This is a genomic window from Marinobacter sp. (genome assembly GCF_048269445.1).
Lineage (GTDB): Bacteria > Pseudomonadota > Gammaproteobacteria > Pseudomonadales > Oleiphilaceae > Marinobacter.
In genome coordinates, this window is sequence record NZ_JBLXIQ010000007.1 from 115430 (window position 1) to 132294 (window position 16865).

The 16865-nt window shown below is 56.9% G+C and carries 13 protein-coding genes and 2 tRNA genes; 8 read left to right on the forward strand and 7 right to left on the reverse strand.

The features are described from left to right. Window position 1 precedes the first annotated feature (1 nt). Entirely contained in the window at window positions 2-967 is a 966-nt protein-coding gene (locus ACN0XM_RS15420; protein WP_417567833.1) for a YheT family hydrolase, read from the reverse strand. 72 nt (window positions 968-1039) lie between these two features. Here ACN0XM_RS15420 and ACN0XM_RS15425 point away from each other — a divergent pair. After that, window positions 1040-1115: transfer RNA gene (locus ACN0XM_RS15425), tRNA-Asn, on the forward strand. Between the two features lie 53 nt (window positions 1116-1168). Here the strand turns inward: ACN0XM_RS15425 and ACN0XM_RS15430 are convergent. Beyond that, window positions 1169-2458, reverse strand: a complete 1290-nt coding sequence (locus tag ACN0XM_RS15430; protein ID WP_417567834.1) for a M18 family aminopeptidase — start codon at window positions 2456-2458, stop codon at window positions 1169-1171. 118 nt (window positions 2459-2576) lie between these two features. Between ACN0XM_RS15430 and ACN0XM_RS15435 the strand changes: the two genes are divergently transcribed. Then, the gene (locus tag ACN0XM_RS15435; RefSeq protein WP_417567835.1) at window positions 2577-3062 is read left to right on the forward strand and encodes a hypothetical protein; all 486 of its coding nucleotides are present in this window, start codon (window positions 2577-2579) and stop codon (window positions 3060-3062) included. 107 nt (window positions 3063-3169) lie between these two features. Then, the gene (locus tag ACN0XM_RS15440; protein WP_417567836.1) at window positions 3170-3778 is read left to right on the forward strand and encodes an outer membrane beta-barrel protein; all 609 of its coding nucleotides are present in this window, start codon (window positions 3170-3172) and stop codon (window positions 3776-3778) included. A gap of 5 nt (window positions 3779-3783) precedes the next feature. Here the strand turns inward: ACN0XM_RS15440 and rlmKL are convergent, their stop codons facing one another. Further along, window positions 3784-5976 (reverse strand): bifunctional 23S rRNA (guanine(2069)-N(7))-methyltransferase RlmK/23S rRNA (guanine(2445)-N(2))-methyltransferase RlmL, encoded by a 2193-nt coding sequence (gene rlmKL / locus ACN0XM_RS15445; protein ID WP_417567837.1) that lies wholly within the window; start codon window positions 5974-5976, stop codon window positions 3784-3786. A gap of 302 nt (window positions 5977-6278) precedes the next feature. Here rlmKL and rmf point away from each other — a divergent pair, with 302 nt between their 5' ends. Next, on the forward strand, window positions 6279-6491 hold the full coding sequence (gene rmf, locus ACN0XM_RS15450) for a ribosome modulation factor (RefSeq protein ID WP_099619549.1): 213 nt from the start codon (window positions 6279-6281) through the stop codon (window positions 6489-6491). Window positions 6492-6664: 173 nt separating this feature from the next. Here the strand turns inward: rmf and ACN0XM_RS15455 are convergent, their stop codons facing one another. After that, complete coding sequence (locus ACN0XM_RS15455; protein ID WP_417567838.1) at window positions 6665-7684, reverse strand: quinone-dependent dihydroorotate dehydrogenase; 1020 nt, start codon at window positions 7682-7684, stop codon at window positions 6665-6667. A 406-nt stretch (window positions 7685-8090) separates the two neighbouring features. Here ACN0XM_RS15455 and ACN0XM_RS15460 point away from each other — a divergent pair, with 406 nt between their 5' ends. After that, complete coding sequence (locus tag ACN0XM_RS15460) at window positions 8091-9251, forward strand: cation diffusion facilitator family transporter (RefSeq protein WP_417567839.1); 1161 nt, start codon at window positions 8091-8093, stop codon at window positions 9249-9251. A 16-nt stretch (window positions 9252-9267) separates the two neighbouring features. Here the strand turns inward: ACN0XM_RS15460 and ACN0XM_RS15465 are convergent, their stop codons facing one another. Further along, window positions 9268-10767, reverse strand: a complete 1500-nt coding sequence (locus tag ACN0XM_RS15465) for a RimK family protein (RefSeq protein ID WP_417567840.1) — start codon at window positions 10765-10767, stop codon at window positions 9268-9270. A gap of 201 nt (window positions 10768-10968) precedes the next feature. On the opposite strand from ACN0XM_RS15465, the gene rimI reads away from it, so the two are divergent. Further along, complete coding sequence (gene rimI / locus ACN0XM_RS15470; RefSeq protein ID WP_417567841.1) at window positions 10969-12087, forward strand: ribosomal protein S18-alanine N-acetyltransferase; 1119 nt, start codon at window positions 10969-10971, stop codon at window positions 12085-12087. On the opposite strand, the gene uvrB is transcribed toward rimI, so the two are convergent. Further along, the gene (gene uvrB / locus ACN0XM_RS15475) at window positions 12088-14148 is read right to left on the reverse strand and encodes an excinuclease ABC subunit UvrB (protein WP_417567842.1); all 2061 of its coding nucleotides are present in this window, start codon (window positions 14146-14148) and stop codon (window positions 12088-12090) included. Between the two features lie 182 nt (window positions 14149-14330). On the opposite strand from uvrB, the gene ACN0XM_RS15480 reads away from it, so the two are divergent. Together ACN0XM_RS15480 and ACN0XM_RS15485 are read left to right on the forward strand one after the other, a co-directional pair. After that, on the forward strand, window positions 14331-15515 hold the full coding sequence (locus ACN0XM_RS15480) for a pyridoxal phosphate-dependent aminotransferase (protein WP_417567843.1): 1185 nt from the start codon (window positions 14331-14333) through the stop codon (window positions 15513-15515). 70 nt (window positions 15516-15585) lie between these two features. Then, window positions 15586-15661 (forward strand) — tRNA-Asn (locus tag ACN0XM_RS15485). A 486-nt stretch (window positions 15662-16147) separates the two neighbouring features. Here the strand turns inward: ACN0XM_RS15485 and pyrF are convergent. Beyond that, entirely contained in the window at window positions 16148-16858 is a 711-nt protein-coding gene (pyrF, locus tag ACN0XM_RS15490) for an orotidine-5'-phosphate decarboxylase (protein ID WP_417567844.1), read from the reverse strand. Window positions 16859-16865: the final 7 nt, after the last annotated feature.

The window sequence follows — 16865 nt, forward strand, 5'->3', positions numbered from 1 at the left end:
ATCAAGCCAGGGATTGCAGGAAGGCAAGCGCCCGACGCTCTGACCAGTAAAATCCGTCACGGGCATGCTCGACAAAGCCGACATGGCCGCCCCAGCGCGGGGCTTCCAGCCGAACATGGGCGCCGAGCACGCGGCGGGATTCCGGAAAGCACTCCGGGGACAGGAAGGGGTCATCTGCTGCATTCACCATCAGCGCCGGTACCCGGATATCTTTCAGCCGGCCAAGAGCCGAACACCTGGCCCAGTAATCCCGGGCATCCCTGAAACCATGCAGGGGCGCTGTGTAACGATCGTCGAATTCATGAAAACTGCGGATTGAATCAAAGCCAGAAACATCAATCAGCGCCGGGAATTTTTCCGCTTTTTCCTGCATCTTTACCTTAAGGTCCCGCAAAAACCTCTGCATGTAGATCTTCCGGCTGGGCAGCGCCAGCATATCGGCACTGCCCGCAAGATCGCAGGGCACGGAATAGGCAACGGTACCACAGATTCTGCTGTCCACCTGCTCGCCCTGCTCGCCGAGATAGAGCAATGTCAGGTTGCCGCCCATGCTAAAGCCAGACATGAATAATGTCTCGTAGGTGTCTGACAGTCCTCGATTAACCACCAGACCAAGATCCTCTGTGGCGCCGCTGTGATAGAACCTTGGCTGGTGGTTCATCACACCGCCACAGGAGCGGAAATTCCAGGCCAGAACATCCCAGCCTTCACGGAGGAGGGCTCGGGTCAAACCAAGCACATAGGGCCGCCGACTGTGCCCTTCAAGACCGTGGGACACAATGGCCAACCTGCGACTCCCCTGCCGATACCAGTCCAGGTGCAACTCATCGTTATCCGGGGTAGGCAGGATTTCCGTTGTCGGGTTCACCATCGGTACCCGGCGAAAAAGAGTAGGCCAGACAGACTGGACATGGCCATTGCGCAACCAGAGCGGTGGACGGTAGCGAAGGATCTTACTTTCGTACAATTTTTAGCCTTTCATATCAGGGGCTTGACCCCGCAAATCAAAGCGCTTAATATGCGCGCCGATTGATGCTGTTCCCCGATAGCTCAGTTGGTAGAGCAACGGACTGTTAATCCGTTTGTCGCTGGTTCGAGCCCAGCTCGGGGAGCCACTTATTTCGAAATGCCGCTGTTTCACTTGAGACAGCGGCATTTTTTTCAAGCCTCAAAAAATCTGTTCGCGCTGCATGAACTCAGCCAGCACCCGGAACAGCGTGAAGCCATCCTCGGTCCCGATCAGTTCACGAATGGAGTGCATACCAAACTGGGGCACGCCAATATCCAGCGTGGTTACGCCCAGATTACCAGCCGTCAGAGGGCCAATGGTACTGCCACAGCCCATGTCGCTTCGCACCACAAAAGTCTGGTGTGGCAGCCCCAACTCGTCACTGATGTGACGATACACAGCTGCCGACCGACTGTTGGTCGCATAGCGCTGGTTATGATTTACCTTGATGACGGGGCCCTGATTCAGAATAGGACCATGATTCTCATCGTGCTTGTCCAAGTAATTTGGGTGAACACCATGGGCATTGTCTGCAGACACCATCATCGAACGGGCAATCGCCCGGGCCTTGCCGGCGCCGGCCCAACGGTCCAGAACGGCAGTCAGGAACGGCCCCTGCGCGCCTTCGGCCGACATGCTGCCGACCTCTTCGTGGTCATTGCACACCAGCAGTGCTGCCTCGTCTCCGGACGCTTTTAACAGGGCCTGAAGACCAATGTGACAGCTCAGTAGATTGTCCAGCCGGGCGGAGGCAATAAATTCATCACGCAGCCCCACGAAAGATGCCTCCCGGGCATCATAGAAACTCAGCTCGTAACCCAGCACCTTGCGGACACTGAGCCCGGATTCGGCGGCAATCTGGCGAGACAGCAGGTCGACAAAACTCGTGGTGTCGTTCTCCGGCACCTGCATCAGAACCGGCGGCAGATCGGTTTGGGCATTCACCGTACGACTGGTGTTGGCTTCCCGGTCCAGGTGAATGGCGAGGCTCGGTATGAACGCTACCGGCTTACAGTAATCCACCAGGGTATCCCGCACCTTGCCTTCCTCGTCCAGCACCGTGACACGACCGGCCAGAGAGAGGTCCCGATCAAACCAGGGATTGAGAAGGACACCGCCATAAACTTCCACTCCGAGCTGAAAAAAGCCTTTGCGACGCAGCTCTGGATTGGGCTTGACCTTCAGGCAGGGGCTGTCAGTGTGAGCACCCACCATACGGATGCCAGAAGTGGTGACATCCTTGCTGCCAGTACGAAAGGCCACGATCGACGAGCCGTTACGGATAACGTAATAGCCCTGTTTCTGAGCCAGTGACCAGTCCTCGCGCTCGTCCAACTCCTGAAAGCCGGCAGCATCAAGCCGCTGCTTCATGGTAGCCACAGCATGCCAGGGCGTGGGCGACGAGTTCAGAAACTTCAATAAATCTTTGTTAAATTCAGCGTGTTCCATGATGTCCCTGATTGAAAGATAATTGCCTTAACAGTATGGCATGAAGCCTTAAAGCCTCATACTGAGTCAACGGACATTCCCTATAACCGGGTCACAAACCAACCACCGGGAGCTTACCGTGCCTGCACCGAGATTTCTTGATATTGAATACTGCCAGACCGACGATGCCCTCTTCCCCATCGCCATGTCCTGGTCGCTGGAAGACGGCCGCATGAAAACGGTTGTGATTGCACCTTCCGATGATTGGCTGCCGGAAGACGGCGACCTGGGCGACATCGACCTGCTTTACCTTGAGGAACAGGGTGTACCCCTGATCGAACTGGCCCGGGAACTGCACCAGGATCTGCCGGACCAGACCGTTTATGTCGACGGCCTGGATCCGGACGAAATCCTGGTAGATCTGATTTTCACCGCGGTGGAGCAGGAGGCGCCGTTCGAGATCGCCCCCATCAGCGAACTTATCACCGGCCTGGACAGCGAGACTCTGGAAGACCGCCGCCGCCGGCTCCTGTTCGAGGAAAGCCTGGAACCGCAACTGCCGGAGAGCGGAGTCTACGCCCTGCTTCTAATGGCTCGAGAAGAAGGCCTGTTCGACGAAGACTGAAAGCCGGGCATGATCGACACAGGGAAGTGTGACACGGGTCGACGTAACAATCGGTTACACGAGGCAGAATCAGCCCGTATTCGCCTACGTCAGGAAGCCCGATAACAATGAACAAGGTTGTGCGAACGCCCCTAACCTCTGCATTGGTAACCGCCCTGCTCTTTGCCTCCCAAGCCACACTGGCTCAGGAAACGCCGAGGGAAGACAAACACTACATCGCCCTGCTTGCAACCACCTTCAACCACCGCACCATCGGTGAAAGAACCAAGGAAACCGCCTGGGGCAACGGTGGCACGCTAGTGGTCGGCGGCCATATCACCGACCTGTTCCACGCCGAACTCCGCGCCGGTGGCGGCTTCAACGACGCCGAAGTGCCGGACAGCGACCTTACCCTCGCCGTCGACTACTACGCCAGCTGGTACATGGGCCTGCACTACCCCATCACCGGCTATGCCAACCTCTACGGCCAGTTCGGCTTTTCGTACATCCACGGCGAAGCGGAAATCACCAACCCCTCAGCAAACCGCAATAGACCCTTCCTCGACCTCGAAGGCGAATTCCCGGACAGCGGCTTCAGCGTAAGCTGGATTGCCGGCCTGGATTTCGAGGTGATGGACGACACCTATCTGGTGTTTGAAGGCGGAAAGCTGTTCAAGGACACCGGTTCGGAGGTGAATACGTTCCAGTTCTCAGGTGGACTACGCTACGAGTTTTGATCGGATCAGGCTTGATGGCGAATATGCCAGCAGCGATGAATCCGGGAGTTCCGCTGAAAATCCTTATCCAGGGTATCCCGCGTAACCTCGGTAACCTCGAACTCATTCTCCAGCTCATCGTCCAGCTTGAACCGGCGGAAATTGTTGGAAAAAATCAGCAGCCCATCGGAACTCAGCCGCGCCATGGCCTGCCTGATCAGCTTCGAATGATCCTTCTGAATATCCAGCACTCCCGCCATCCTCGCAGAATTCGAAAAGGTGGGCGGATCCATGAAAATCAGATCAAAGCGCTGGTCCGCAGACGGCCGCTCTGCCAGCCACGCCAGGCAGTCTGCCTGCTCTACCCAGTGCTTTTTCGGATCGGCGCGATTCAAGGCCAGGTTGTCCTCGGCCCAGCTGACATACGTCTTCGACATATCCAGGCTCAGTGAACGGCTGGCGCCACCCACCGCCGCATGTACTGTCGCGGCGCCGGTGTAACAGAACAGGTTCAGGAACCGCTTGTTCGCCGCGTGTTGCTGAATCCAGTGCCGTACCGGCCGGTGATCCAGGAACAGCCCGGTATCCAGATAATCCCTCAGGTTCACCTTGAGCACGCAGCCGTATTCGTGCACCTTGAAAAACTCACCGCTGGCGGCCTGCTTCTCGTATTGACTGGTGCCGGTCTGACGCTGGCGCTGCTTACACACCATGTTCTCTCGCCCGATGTCGAGAGCCTCCGGGATCACCGCAAGAGCTTCCGCCAGCCGTTCGCGGGCTGACCGCTCGTCCACTGATTTCGGCGCCAGATATTCCTGAACGTGCACCCGACCCTCGTAGATATCGATGGCCAAAGCAAACTCCGGCATATCCGCATCGTACAACCGGTAGCAGCCAATACCCTGCTTTCTCGCCCACTGGCCGATGGTCTTCATGTTCTTCTTCAACCGGTTGCGTAACATGGCGGCGCGTTCCTCGTTGGCTATACGAGGCGTCACCTCACCGGGAACATCGGGTTCCCTCGGGGTCATGGCGCTGACCTCATCCACTTGGAACAGCAGCAGCTGAGCGGGCAGCTTACCGTTGAACAACCGATATTGCTTATAACTGCGCAGACCTATGGACTTACCGAACTCCGGCACACCGGTAAACACACCGAGGCGCCAGCCGGGAACTGTCCGCTTTGCCGCTTCTCCCAGGGCCTGATAGAGCGCTCCAAGTTCCTTGCGCTCACTCAGGCGTTCGCCGTAAGGGGGATTGGTCAGCATCAGTCCCTGCTCCGACCACTGCCCTTCCAGCTGCAGGGCATCCACAGGACATGTCTCTACGTTTACCAGACTCTCCAGTCCTGCCCGTTGAATATTGTTCGAGGCCGTCGCGATCACCCTGCTGTCCTGATCAAACCCTGCCAGCCTGGGGATGTGTCCCTGTTTGCCTTCGTGGGCGCGATGCTCTGCTTCCTGCCGGAGAGAGAGCCAGAGGTCTGGCTGATAACCCGGCCAGAGTTCAAACCCGAACCGTTCCTGCTTCAGGCCGGGAGCCAGGTCCAGCGCCATCATGGCGGCTTCTATAACCAGGGTGCCAGAACCGCACATGGGGTCTACGAAATCCCCGCCCGCGGCAGCGATCTCTGGCCAGCCTGCCCGTATCAGCAATGCCGCTGCGAGGTTTTCTTTCAGGGGCGCGATGCCTTTGTCGGTTCGATATCCCCGCATGTGCAGGCTGTGCCCGCTAAGGTCAATGCCAATGGCCAGCCGTCCCCGGTTAAGGCGGGCCGATATTGTCACATCAGGATTCTTGGCATCCACCGAGGGCCGAGGGCCGCCATTGGCCTGAAACCTGTCAACAATGCCATCCTTAACCCGCTGGGCGCCATACTGGGTGTTGCGGATAGCGTCGTTCTGCCCAAGAAAGGTGACCCGGAAACTACCCTGCACCGGAATGTGCTGCTGCCAGTCCATATGCACCACACCGTCATAGAGATTATCGCCACTTGTGGCATCCACTTCATCTATATGAAGGATCACCCGGTTGGCCAGGCGGGACCAGAGACAGGCCCGGTAACCGCCCTCCAGAGGGCCTTCCACCCAAACACCGGCCGGCGCATTACGCACAGTGTCCAGCCCGAACGTATTGAGCTCGTCCGCCAGCAGGTATTCCAAGCCCTTCGGGCAGGTTACGAAAAAGACAGATTTGGACAAGATCAACTCCTGGTTCATTGGCGGCTTGGGGGTAAGTTTCCGGAATAGCAGCCGTTACCGAGTCCCGGCGCCATTCTTTATTTCATAAAACTATAAAAAAAGCGTCACATAGATGAAATAAATAGTGTACATCCGCGCAACGTTCGACATAACGTGTATTTGACGCGTCGTTCCGGGAGGCAAAACGCCTCCCGTTAACAGGATCCTGACTGCTCTGGCTTGAGCTGACAATAGTGGGTTATCCATGAGAGGGTAACACTCGTCAAGGCCACTGCAGATGTGTACACGCTTGTTCTGTTAATCCATCAGTGAGGAACGGCATGAAAAGACAGAAAAGAGACATGTACGCTCGTGCATTCAAGCGGGGTTATCTCGCTGGCGTGTCCGGAAAATCCAAAGACAGCTGCCCGCTCGAACAGGCGGAAGTTCGTCAGGAATGGCTGAACGGGTGGCGAGAAGGCCGCACAGATCAATGGGAGGGCATGACCGGCGTATCCGGCATCCATAAACTGGCGAACGTTACGACAGCGTGACGCCTGAACTCTAACCCCGAATCTTAATCTGATCTTTTTCTACACAATTTGACGCAGTACTCAGAGCAACCCAAACGGGGCCTCCCGCCCCGTACCATGCGATGAAGCGCCACGGGGTTCATTCCCCGCACGGGCCCGCTAAGCGGGCCCATCTTCGTTTCAGGGCACACAAATTATTTCACCTGTCTGATGGCTTCCACCGCCTCGCGAATCAGATCTGGCCCACGGTAAATAAAGCCGGTATACAGCTGCACCAGTTTTGCGCCGGCTCGAATCTTTTCTGCAGCACTCTCGCCATCGATAATGCCACCTACTCCGATGATCGGCAGGGAGTCGCCCAGCTCTGCGTAAAGGCCCTTGATGACTCTCAGAGAAGCTTCGCGAACCGGTGCACCACTGAGGCCGCCGGCTTCCTCTGCGTGGCGATGCCCCGCAACGGCATCGCGGTTGATAGTGGTGTTAGTGGCGATCACCCCATCCAGCCCTGTCTCCCTCAAGGCCATTGCGACGAACCGGATGCCTTCGTCGTCCATGTCTGGAGCGATTTTCACGGCAACAGGTACATACCGGCCATGCTGTTTCTCGCAATTGAGCTGCTCATCCTTGATTGCCGCCAGCAGGCCTTTCAGGGACTCACCAAATTGCAGATCACGAAGTCCAGGCGTATTGGGTGAGGATACATTCACCGTTATATAGTCAGCCCGGGTATAGACCGCGGAAATGCCCTTGCGGTAGTCCGACTCGGATTGGTCGTTGGGCGTATCCTTGTTCTTGCCAACGTTAATTCCGAGCACGCCCCTGTAACGGCGGTTATCCACACGCTGAAGCAGGTGCTCCAGCCCTTCGTTGTTAAAACCCATCCGATTAATGATGGCCTGATGTTCTGGCAATCTGAACATGCGAGGCTTGGGGTTGCCTGGCTGGGCAAGCGGTGTAACCGTACCCACCTCTATAAATCCGAAGCCCAGGGCCCCCAGGGCATCGAGATGATCGGCGTTTTTATCCAATCCTGCCGCCAGCCCGACCGGGTTTGGAAAGTCCAACCCCATAACATTCACTGGTAATGAATCTAACTTTGGTGCGAAAGCGCTCAAAACACCCAACCGTTGCGCAAGATCAAGACCATTCAGTGCAACACTGTGGGCCTGCTCCGGTGGTAATCGGAAAAGCAGGTTACGGATAACGCCGTACATCTGAAAAACTCCCTCAATCCAGGTGGGCGGAGTATACCGGAAGTTTTCCACAGCATCCCGGGGCAAAACAAAATCAGCTCTAAATGACTGTATCATGGCAGTCTCATGACCTTGTCCACGGAATCTGTGGATAAACCTGTTGAAAATTGCGGGGCAACGTTTGCTACCCCTTGATAACTGCGCCAGTCTACAGATTGATCATTTTTTAACCAGTTATTTTTGTCTTTATTTTCAATGTGTTATGTATTTTTTGTATTGCTATCGACAAAACCTGTACGAAATGTTAACCCATCACCATTCTGCAATGATGTGCATAAACCACTGCAATTACGGGCCAAGCCCAGACTGCCACAACCGGGCCGAATAACGTTATACTGCCTCCTGTTATCTGATTCGGAGTGCCCCCATGCAAGAACTCATCTCCCCTGCACAACAACACCGTGAAAACCTGGCCGGTGAAATGAGGGCGGCATCGCGGGTCACCATTATCGGGATGATTCTTGATGCCGTCCTGGGCTTCATTAAAGTCATTGGAGGTACTCTTTTTCACTCCCAGGCATTGCTGGTGGACGGGATTCACTCCTTCACCGATGTTGCGTCAGATCTGGTCGTTCTTGGGGTAATGAAAGTTTCGCGCCAGGAACCCGACGATGACCACCCCTACGGCCATCAGCGAATCGAAACCTTCGGGACTCTGGTACTGGGCAGCATCCTGATCGCCGTTGGTGCAGCCCTGGCCTGGGAAAACACCCTGCGTCTCATCGAGGGCGGCGTAGAAACCGTGCCGGGCTGGCCGGTTCTGGCAGCTGCCGCGGCGTCCGTTGTGGGCAAGGAATGGATTTACCGCTACACCCGCACCGTCGGCCAAGCCATACGATCAGACCTCATAATTGCCAATGCCTGGCACAGCCGTACCGATGCCTTTTCTTCAATTGTGGTTTTAGTCTCCACCGCCGGAGCGATGCTCGGGCTGGTGTGGCTCGATGTGTTTGCGGCCGTCGTGATTGCCGGCATTATTATTCACATTGGCTGGAAGTTTACCTGGGACAGCGTCAAGGAACTTGTCGACACAGGACTCTCTCCCGAAGATACCGAAATGCTCAAGACCATTGCCCGGGACACCAATGGCGTTCGTAACGTTCACGAACTGCGCAGCCGCCGCATGGGGCATGACATCCTGCTGGACATTCATCTTGTGGTGCGGCCGGAAATCAGTGTCTCGGAAGGGCATCAAATTGGAATGCAGGTGGTCTCGGGCATGCGGGATGCCCTCGACAACATCCGCTACATCAACTTCCACATTGATGCCGAGAACGACGAAGATCAGCCCCCGACCTCGGAGCGCCTGCCTTCAAGGGAAGATATCCGGGCCATTATTGCCCGCCACTTGTGCGAGCTACCCCACCACAGCCGTCTGCGACTCCATTACCTCAAAAACAAGGTGCATCTGGAGCTGTTCCTGGATGAAGCGGACGACGACACAATTTTCACGCAGGGCAATATCCGCCAGGAGCTTGGGGACTATCCCTGGTTTGGCAGTATTCGGGTGTGGGTAGCCGGCCCCTGACAAACGGGGCCGAAGGCTAACGGCGGCGGTTCTCCTCCATTCGGGACAGGAACTCCTGCATGATCAGGGTGTAGAGTTCCCCGCCCAGAAACTTGTCTTCAACCCCTGCATCAATGCTCGGGTTATCGTTCACTTCAATCACGGCAACCCGATTTCCCGACTGTTTAATATCCACCCCATAAAGCCCATTACCAATCAGCCTGGTTGCATTCAGTGCGGCCTGAATGACATTTCTTGGCACTTCATAGGTGGGCATGGTTTCAAAACCGCCACTTTCGCTTGCGGATTCACCATGCTGATAAATCTGCCAGTGCCCTTTAACCATCATATACTTACAGGCGTAGATAGCCCGACCGCCAAGCACACCAATTCGCCAGTCGTAATCCGTGTACAGATATTCCTGGGCCAGCACCAGGGCCGACTGCTTGAACAGTTCACGAAGACCGGCACGCAGGGATTTTTCATCTTCCGCTTTGGTAACACCCCTTGAGAATGCTCCATCCGGGATCTTGATGACCGCCGGAAAACCCAGCTCGGTAATCACCTGCTCAACGGCATCTTTCTGATCCTTGGAAAGGATGAGCGTTTTGGGCGTCGGAACCTTGTTGTTCTTCAGCAGGTCTGCCAAGAACACCTTGTTGGTGCATTTCAGAATCGATGCCGGATCATCAATCACCACCATGCCCTCAGCATCCGCCTTGCGGGCGAAGCGGTAGGTGTGATGATCAATAGCGGTGGTTTCCCGGATAAACAGACCGTCGTACTCCGGCAGACGCATGTAATCCCGCCGAGTGATCTGTTCCACGTTGATACCCAGCTTCCGACCGGCTTTCTCAAACCGTTTCAGAGCCACCTTGTCGCTTGGCGGCATTTCTTCATCGGGGTTCACCAACACTGCCAGATCAAAGCGGTACCGCCGGCGTGTGCGCGGCTTACGCCAAACCATGCTGCTGAAACGATCCAGAGCAGCCGCGAAGACATCCTGCTCATGCTCCCCCAGATCCGCTGGAGCCGCCGGTTTCATGGATTCGATCTGCCACTGCTTGCGGCGCTTGAACACAATTTCGAGAATCGGACACGGGAAGCGCTCAAACAGAGCACGGGCCACGGGCTTGAGATCGGGATGTTCGGCCTGTCCGAAGTAGGTCCGGATTTTCACTTCATGGGTCGCTTCCCGCTCGTCGCTGGCGGGATCAATCGCCGAGCCGGCGGCTTCCAGCCAATTGATGACACTGGCATCCAGCTCTTCCAGTTCCAGCGAAAACAGCCCCTTGCGACTCAGATCGTTGAGAGTCATCACCGAGGGCACCACATGATGGCCGCGGGCTTCCGCCAATAGGGAGCAATAGTAGCCCCGACTCAGGTATTTGGCGCTCTGGCACAGGTTGATGACCCGCACCCGGCTGGCCGGAGGTGCCGAAAGCTGAAGATACTGGTCAAAAGTCAGCACGTCTTCGCTGGGGTAATAAGGTGCCCAGTCTTTGGCACGGTCCACTACAATGAGCAATCGGGACATTAAAGGCGGTCCTCCCTGAGGTTTATTGCCTGTGTTATTTGCCGCAACAATACGCCGGTAACAATACCCGCACAATCGGCGCATGATGCGTGCTTTTACGCATAGTTGCGCGCTTTGCGTACACTGGACTCTCTACCATAATAGCCGGATCAGGGAAGCCTGCCAGCACGCCCATTCAGATCATCTCAAGGCCGCATTACCATGCCTGATTTCCAGCTCCGACAAGCCACCAGCAAGGACCTCGACGCTCTGGTTTTGCTTGAAAACCGGTGTTTCACCGAGGACCGGTTGTCCCGGCGCAGTTTCCGCCGTTTTCTGGACATGCCCCGGGACCGACTGATCGTCGCTGAAGCCAACGGGGAATTGGAGGGCTATTGCCTGGTTCTGATGAGCGCTGCCACCCGGCTGGCCCGGATCTACTCCATTGCGGTATCACCAACCTTACGCGGCCAGGGTGTCGGCGAAAAACTGGTCCGGGAAGCAGAACACGAAGCTGCTGAAGCGGGCCGCATCGTCATGAGGCTGGAAGTCCGGGAGGATAACCGTGGCGCCATCAATCTTTATAAACGCCTCGGGTATCGCCAGTTCGGAACCTACCGGGACTATTACGAAGACCACGGTGATGCCCTGCGTTTTGAGCGGCGGATCCTGTTCTATGAGCCGTCCCGGGAATTCCCGGCGGTGCCCTACTACCCGCAAACCACCGACTTTTCCTGTGGCCCCGCCGCCCTGATCATGGCAATGGCCACTCTGGATGAACAGCAACCGCTCACAACCCTGGAAGAACTGAGGATCTGGCGCGAGGCGACAACCATCTTCATGCTTGCCGGCCACGGTGGTTGCGGCCCCCACGGGCTGGCTCTGTCGGCGTGGAACCGGGGCTTTGAGGCCAGTGCCTGGATCAGCATGGAAGGCGCCCTGTTCAAAGACACGGTCAGGAGCGAGGACAAGAAACGGGTTCTGGAACTGGTCCATGAGGGGTTCCTGCACGACATCGGCCAGACCGGCATAGAGCTCCACCACGATCCGCTCACCCTGGAAGCCATGGAAGAAGCACTGCACGAAGGCCGGGTACCGGTCATCCTGATCAGCACCTGGCAACTGAACCGCAGCCGCGTCCCCCACTGGGTAACGGTGTGCGCCATCGACGACCAGTTCGTGTACCTGCACGACCCGGAAATTGACGTGGAGGTCGGGGAAACCGTCGCCGACAAGCAATACCTGCCAGTCGACAAACGGGTGTTCAGCCAGATGTCCAGTTATGGCCGCAACCAGCCTTTACGGGCGGCTGTTATCGTGGGACCCAGGCGACCGGGCTAACTACCCGGACCGCAAAGCCGCCTCTTTCAATTCCGAGATATCGTCCCGAAGGCGTGCAGCCGTCTCGAAATCCAGTTCCGAAGCCGCCTTGTACATTTCGTCCTCGAGACGGGAAACTTCCTTGAGAACTTCCTCAGGCGACCGATTGCCCAATTTCGCCCGATACTGCTCCGCTTCCTCCGCAGCTTTCTGCCCCGGGCGGTCCGCCTTGCGACGACCGCGACTACCTCCGCCAGCACCTTCCATGATGTCAGCAATCTTCTTGTTCAGCCCCTGGGGCGTAATACCATGTTCCAGGTTGTGGGCTTCCTGCTTGGCCCGTCGACGATCAGTCTCATCAATGGCACGCTGCATGGAGCCGGTCATCCGGTCACCATAGAGAATGGCCTTGCCGTGGAGATTCCGCGCCGCCCGGCCCATGGTCTGGATAAGGGACCGCTCCGAACGCAGGAAGCCTTCCTTGTCCGCATCCAGAATGGCAACCAGCGACACCTCGGGCATATCCAGCCCTTCCCGTAACAGGTTGATGCCCACCAGCACATCAAATTCACCCCGGCGAAGGTCCCGGATAATTTCCACCCGCTCCACCGTGTCGATGTCCGAGTGCAGATACCGCACCTTGATGTCATGCTCCATCATGAAGTCCGTCAGATCTTCCGCCATCCGTTTGGTGAGGGTGGTCACCAGAACCCGTTCCCTTACCTTCACCCGGGCGTGGATCTCCGAGAGCAGATCATCCACCTGTGTAGATGCCGGCCGAACCTCGATTTCAGGATCCAGCAGACCAGTGGGCCGTACCACCTGCTCCACCACCTGACCGGAATGCTCGGCCTCATAGTTGCCCGGTGTCGCGGACACAAAAATCATCTGCGGTGCAATGCGCTCCCATTCCTCGAACCGCATTGGCCGGTTGTCCAGCGCCGACGGCAGGCGGAACCCATATTCCACGAGGGTTTCCTTACGGGAGCGGTCGCCTTTGTACATGGCGCCGATCTGGGGAATGGTCACATGAGATTCGTCCACCACCAGCAGGGCATTTGGTGGCAGGTAATCAAAGAGCGTAGGTGGCGCCTCCCCAGGACGGCGGCCGGAGAGGTAGCGCGAGTAGTTCTCGATACCATTGCAGTAACCCAGCTCCATCATCATTTCGATGTCGTACCGGGTGCGCTCCTCAAGCCGCTGGGCTTCTACCAGCCGGTTATTGTCCCGCAGCTGCTGCAGGCGCTCGTCCAGCTCCACCTTGATGTGCTCAATCGCATCGAGGACCTTCTGTCGGGGGGTCACGTAGTGAGACTTCGGATAGATCGTTACTCGGGGGACCCGGCGCAGGACCTCCCCGGTAAGCGGGTCGAAATAGCTGAGATTCTCCACTTCGTCATCGAATAGCTCAATGCGGATAGCCTCCTTCTCGGATTCCGCCGGGAACACATCAATCACATCGCCGCGCACCCGATAATTGGCCCGGTGGAATTCAATGTCGTTGCGGGTGTACTGCAGTTCGGCCAGGCGACGCAGGATAAACCGCTGATCGATCTGATCCCCGCGATCCAGATGCAGCATCATCTTCAGGTAGGACTGGGGATCACCAAGACCGTAGATAGAAGAAACGGTCGCTACAATGATCGCATCCGAGCGTTCCAGCAGCGCCTTGGTGGCGGAAAGACGCATCTGCTCGATGTGTTCGTTGATGGAGGCGTCCTTCTCGATAAAGGTATCCGACGATGGCACATAGGCCTCAGGTTGGTAGTAGTCGTAGTAGGAAACGAAATACTCGACAGCATTGTCCGGAAAGAACTCCCGGAACTCGCCATACAACTGTGCAGCCAGCGTTTTGTTGTGGGCCATGACGATCGTTGGCCGCTGAATCTGCTGAATCACGTTGGCAATAGTGAACGTTTTACCGGAGCCGGTTACCCCCAGCAGGGTCTGATGCGCCAGGCCGGAGTGGATGCCGTCCACCAGCCCCTCGATCGCCTTGGGCTGATCGCCCGCAGGCTGGAACGGTGAATCAACTTTGAACACACCCTCTCTGGTGGATACGCTGGACTGATTACTGGCCATAACTGGCGGAAACCTCCGGTAGGACCGTAGCAGGGACGAAACATCCCCACCAATAGAGAAATTTAGCGATACGCTGGCTTCATGATACCATCAGTGCGATCGACGGCTGGGCGAAAATCAGCCAGCAGCTCTGGCACCCGGCGGTCGCAGCCCTATCAGACGCAGCTTTAAGGAGCGCAAGTTTGGACCTTCAACTTTCCAGCCGAGTACAGGCAATCAAGCCCTCTCCCACCCTCGCAGTCACCAACAAGGCCGCGGAACTCCGCGCTGCCGGCCAGGACATTATTGGCCTGGGTGCAGGCGAGCCGGACTTCGATACCCCTGATCACATCAAACAGGCAGCCATTGAAGCCATCAACAACGGGCAGACCAAATATACTGCCGTTGATGGTACGCCAGCCCTGAAGAAAGCGATTATTGCGAAGTTCAAGCGGGACAACGGCCTGGAATACGAAGCCAACCAGATCCTGGTAAGCAGTGGTGGCAAACAGAGCTTTTTCAACCTCGCACTGGCCACACTGAACTCGGGCGACGAAGCAATCATCCCCGCACCTTACTGGGTCTCCTACCCGGATATGGTCCTGGTAGCCGAAGGCAAACCGGTTATTATTGAAACCGGCGCCGAGACCCGCTTCAAGATCACCCCGGAACAACTGGAAAACGCCATCACTGAGCGTACCCGCCTGTTCGTGATCAATAGCCCCTCGAACCCGAGCGGAATGGCGTACACCCTGGAAGAATTGCAGGCTATCGGCGAGGTGCTGAAAAAGCACCCGAACATCATGATCGCCACCGACGACATGTATGAGCCGATCCTCTGGACCGGTACGCCATTCTGCAACATCCTGAACGCAACGCCTGAGCTATACGACCGCACGTTCGTGCTGAACGGCGTGTCAAAGGCCTACTCCATGACCGGCTGGCGTATCGGCTACGCCGCCGGCCCTGCGAAAATCATCGGTGCCATGAAGAAGATCCAGTCCCAAAGCACCTCGAACCCGGCCTCCATCTCCCAGGCGGCAGCACAGGCTGCGCTGGATGGCGATCAGGCTTGCGTGGGTGAGATGGTCAAGGCGTTCAAGGAACGCCACGATTGGCTGGTAGAGGCCCTGAACAAGCTGCCGGGTGTTGAATGCCTGCACGGCGACGGAACCTTCTATGTGTTCCCGAGTTTCCAGGGCGCCATCGATGCCGACTCCAGTGTCAGCAATGATGTGGAATTCGCCGAAAAACTGCTGACCGACGCTGGCGTGGCATTGGTTCCTGGCTCTGCGTTCGGCTGCCCCGGCCACATGCGCCTGAGCTTCGCAACCAGCATGGATAACCTGCACAAGGCTATCGAGCGTCTTCAGAAAGCACTGGGCTAAAAAGTTCTGGCCAGGGGTTGACGGGGCGGTATAGCCAACATAATATACGCGCCTCGTCACATGACGACGTTCCCCGATAGCTCAGTTGGTAGAGCAACGGACTGTTAATCCGTTTGTCGCTGGTTCGAGCCCAGCTCGGGGAGCCACTATTCTGAAAGCCCGCTAATTCTCTGAGTTAGCGGGTTTTTTATTGCCTTCTTTTTTGCATTACGTTTTTAACCACATCTTAGGTGGTGATGCATACTCCTGCCCTAGCCTGCTTGCTAGCGGGACTGGCGCGGCTGTCATGGCTTTCCAAAACACGCTACAAGCACGCTTGTTTCGGGCCGTCCATGGCCCTCTACAGTTTTGGAAAGCCATGACAGCCACACCGTTCTGACCATTCAGGCGCCCTCAAACAACAACGAACCTTGTGGAAACGGATATCCGACCTGCTTCTGGTTTAAAAAGGTCGACTATAGTTGCCTTGGCCGAGACGGTGCTGTGGGTGCGCCCTCCCAAAAATGTCTGTGGCCATGGATGGCCACAGCCAAGCGCACATGGACGTGCTCGTAGCGGTTTTTGGGAGGGCGCACCCACAGCACCAGCCCCCAAGTGCGAAGGCTGGGGCAGAATTCAAAGGCCCGAACACATCAGAGTCCTATCACCTCCGAGTGAATCGCCTCCAAGGCAGCCAGCGGGTCAGACGCCTGAGTAATCGGGCGGCCGATTACCAGGTAGTCTGAACCGGCTTTGAGAGCATCCGTGGGCGTCATGATGCGCTGCTGATCGCCCTTATCAGCGGTGAGAGGCCGAATCCCCGGGGTGACCAACTTGAAGTCGGCGCCCTGTTCGGTTTTGAGTTTTGGTGCTTCCTGCGCGGAGCAGACGACGCCGTCGAGGCCGCAGTTTCTGGTGAGGGTTGCCAGGCGTGACACCTGGGCTTCCGGGGAGTCGGTGATGCCGATACCGGCCAGATCGTCGGCGTTCATGCTGGTGAGGACGGTGACGGCGATCAGAAGTGGGCGATCCGCCCCGAAGGTTTCCAGGCGCTCCCGGCAGGCAGTCATCATTTTTTCGCCACCGGAGGCATGGACGTTCACCATCCAGACACCGAGATCCGCTGCTGCTGCAACCGCCGCTGATGTCGTGTTGGGAATATCGTGGAATTTCAGGTCCAGGAACACATCGAATCCGCGCTTTTGCAGGGCCTCGACCAGTTGGGGGCCGGAGCGGGTGAACAGCTCCTTGCCTACCTTCAGTCGGCATTTGGCCGGATCAAGCTTATCAACCAGTCCCAGAGCGGAAGTCTCGGAAGGAAAATCCAGGGCGACGATGATCTTGGGATCGTTTGCGGTTTGCACGTTCAAT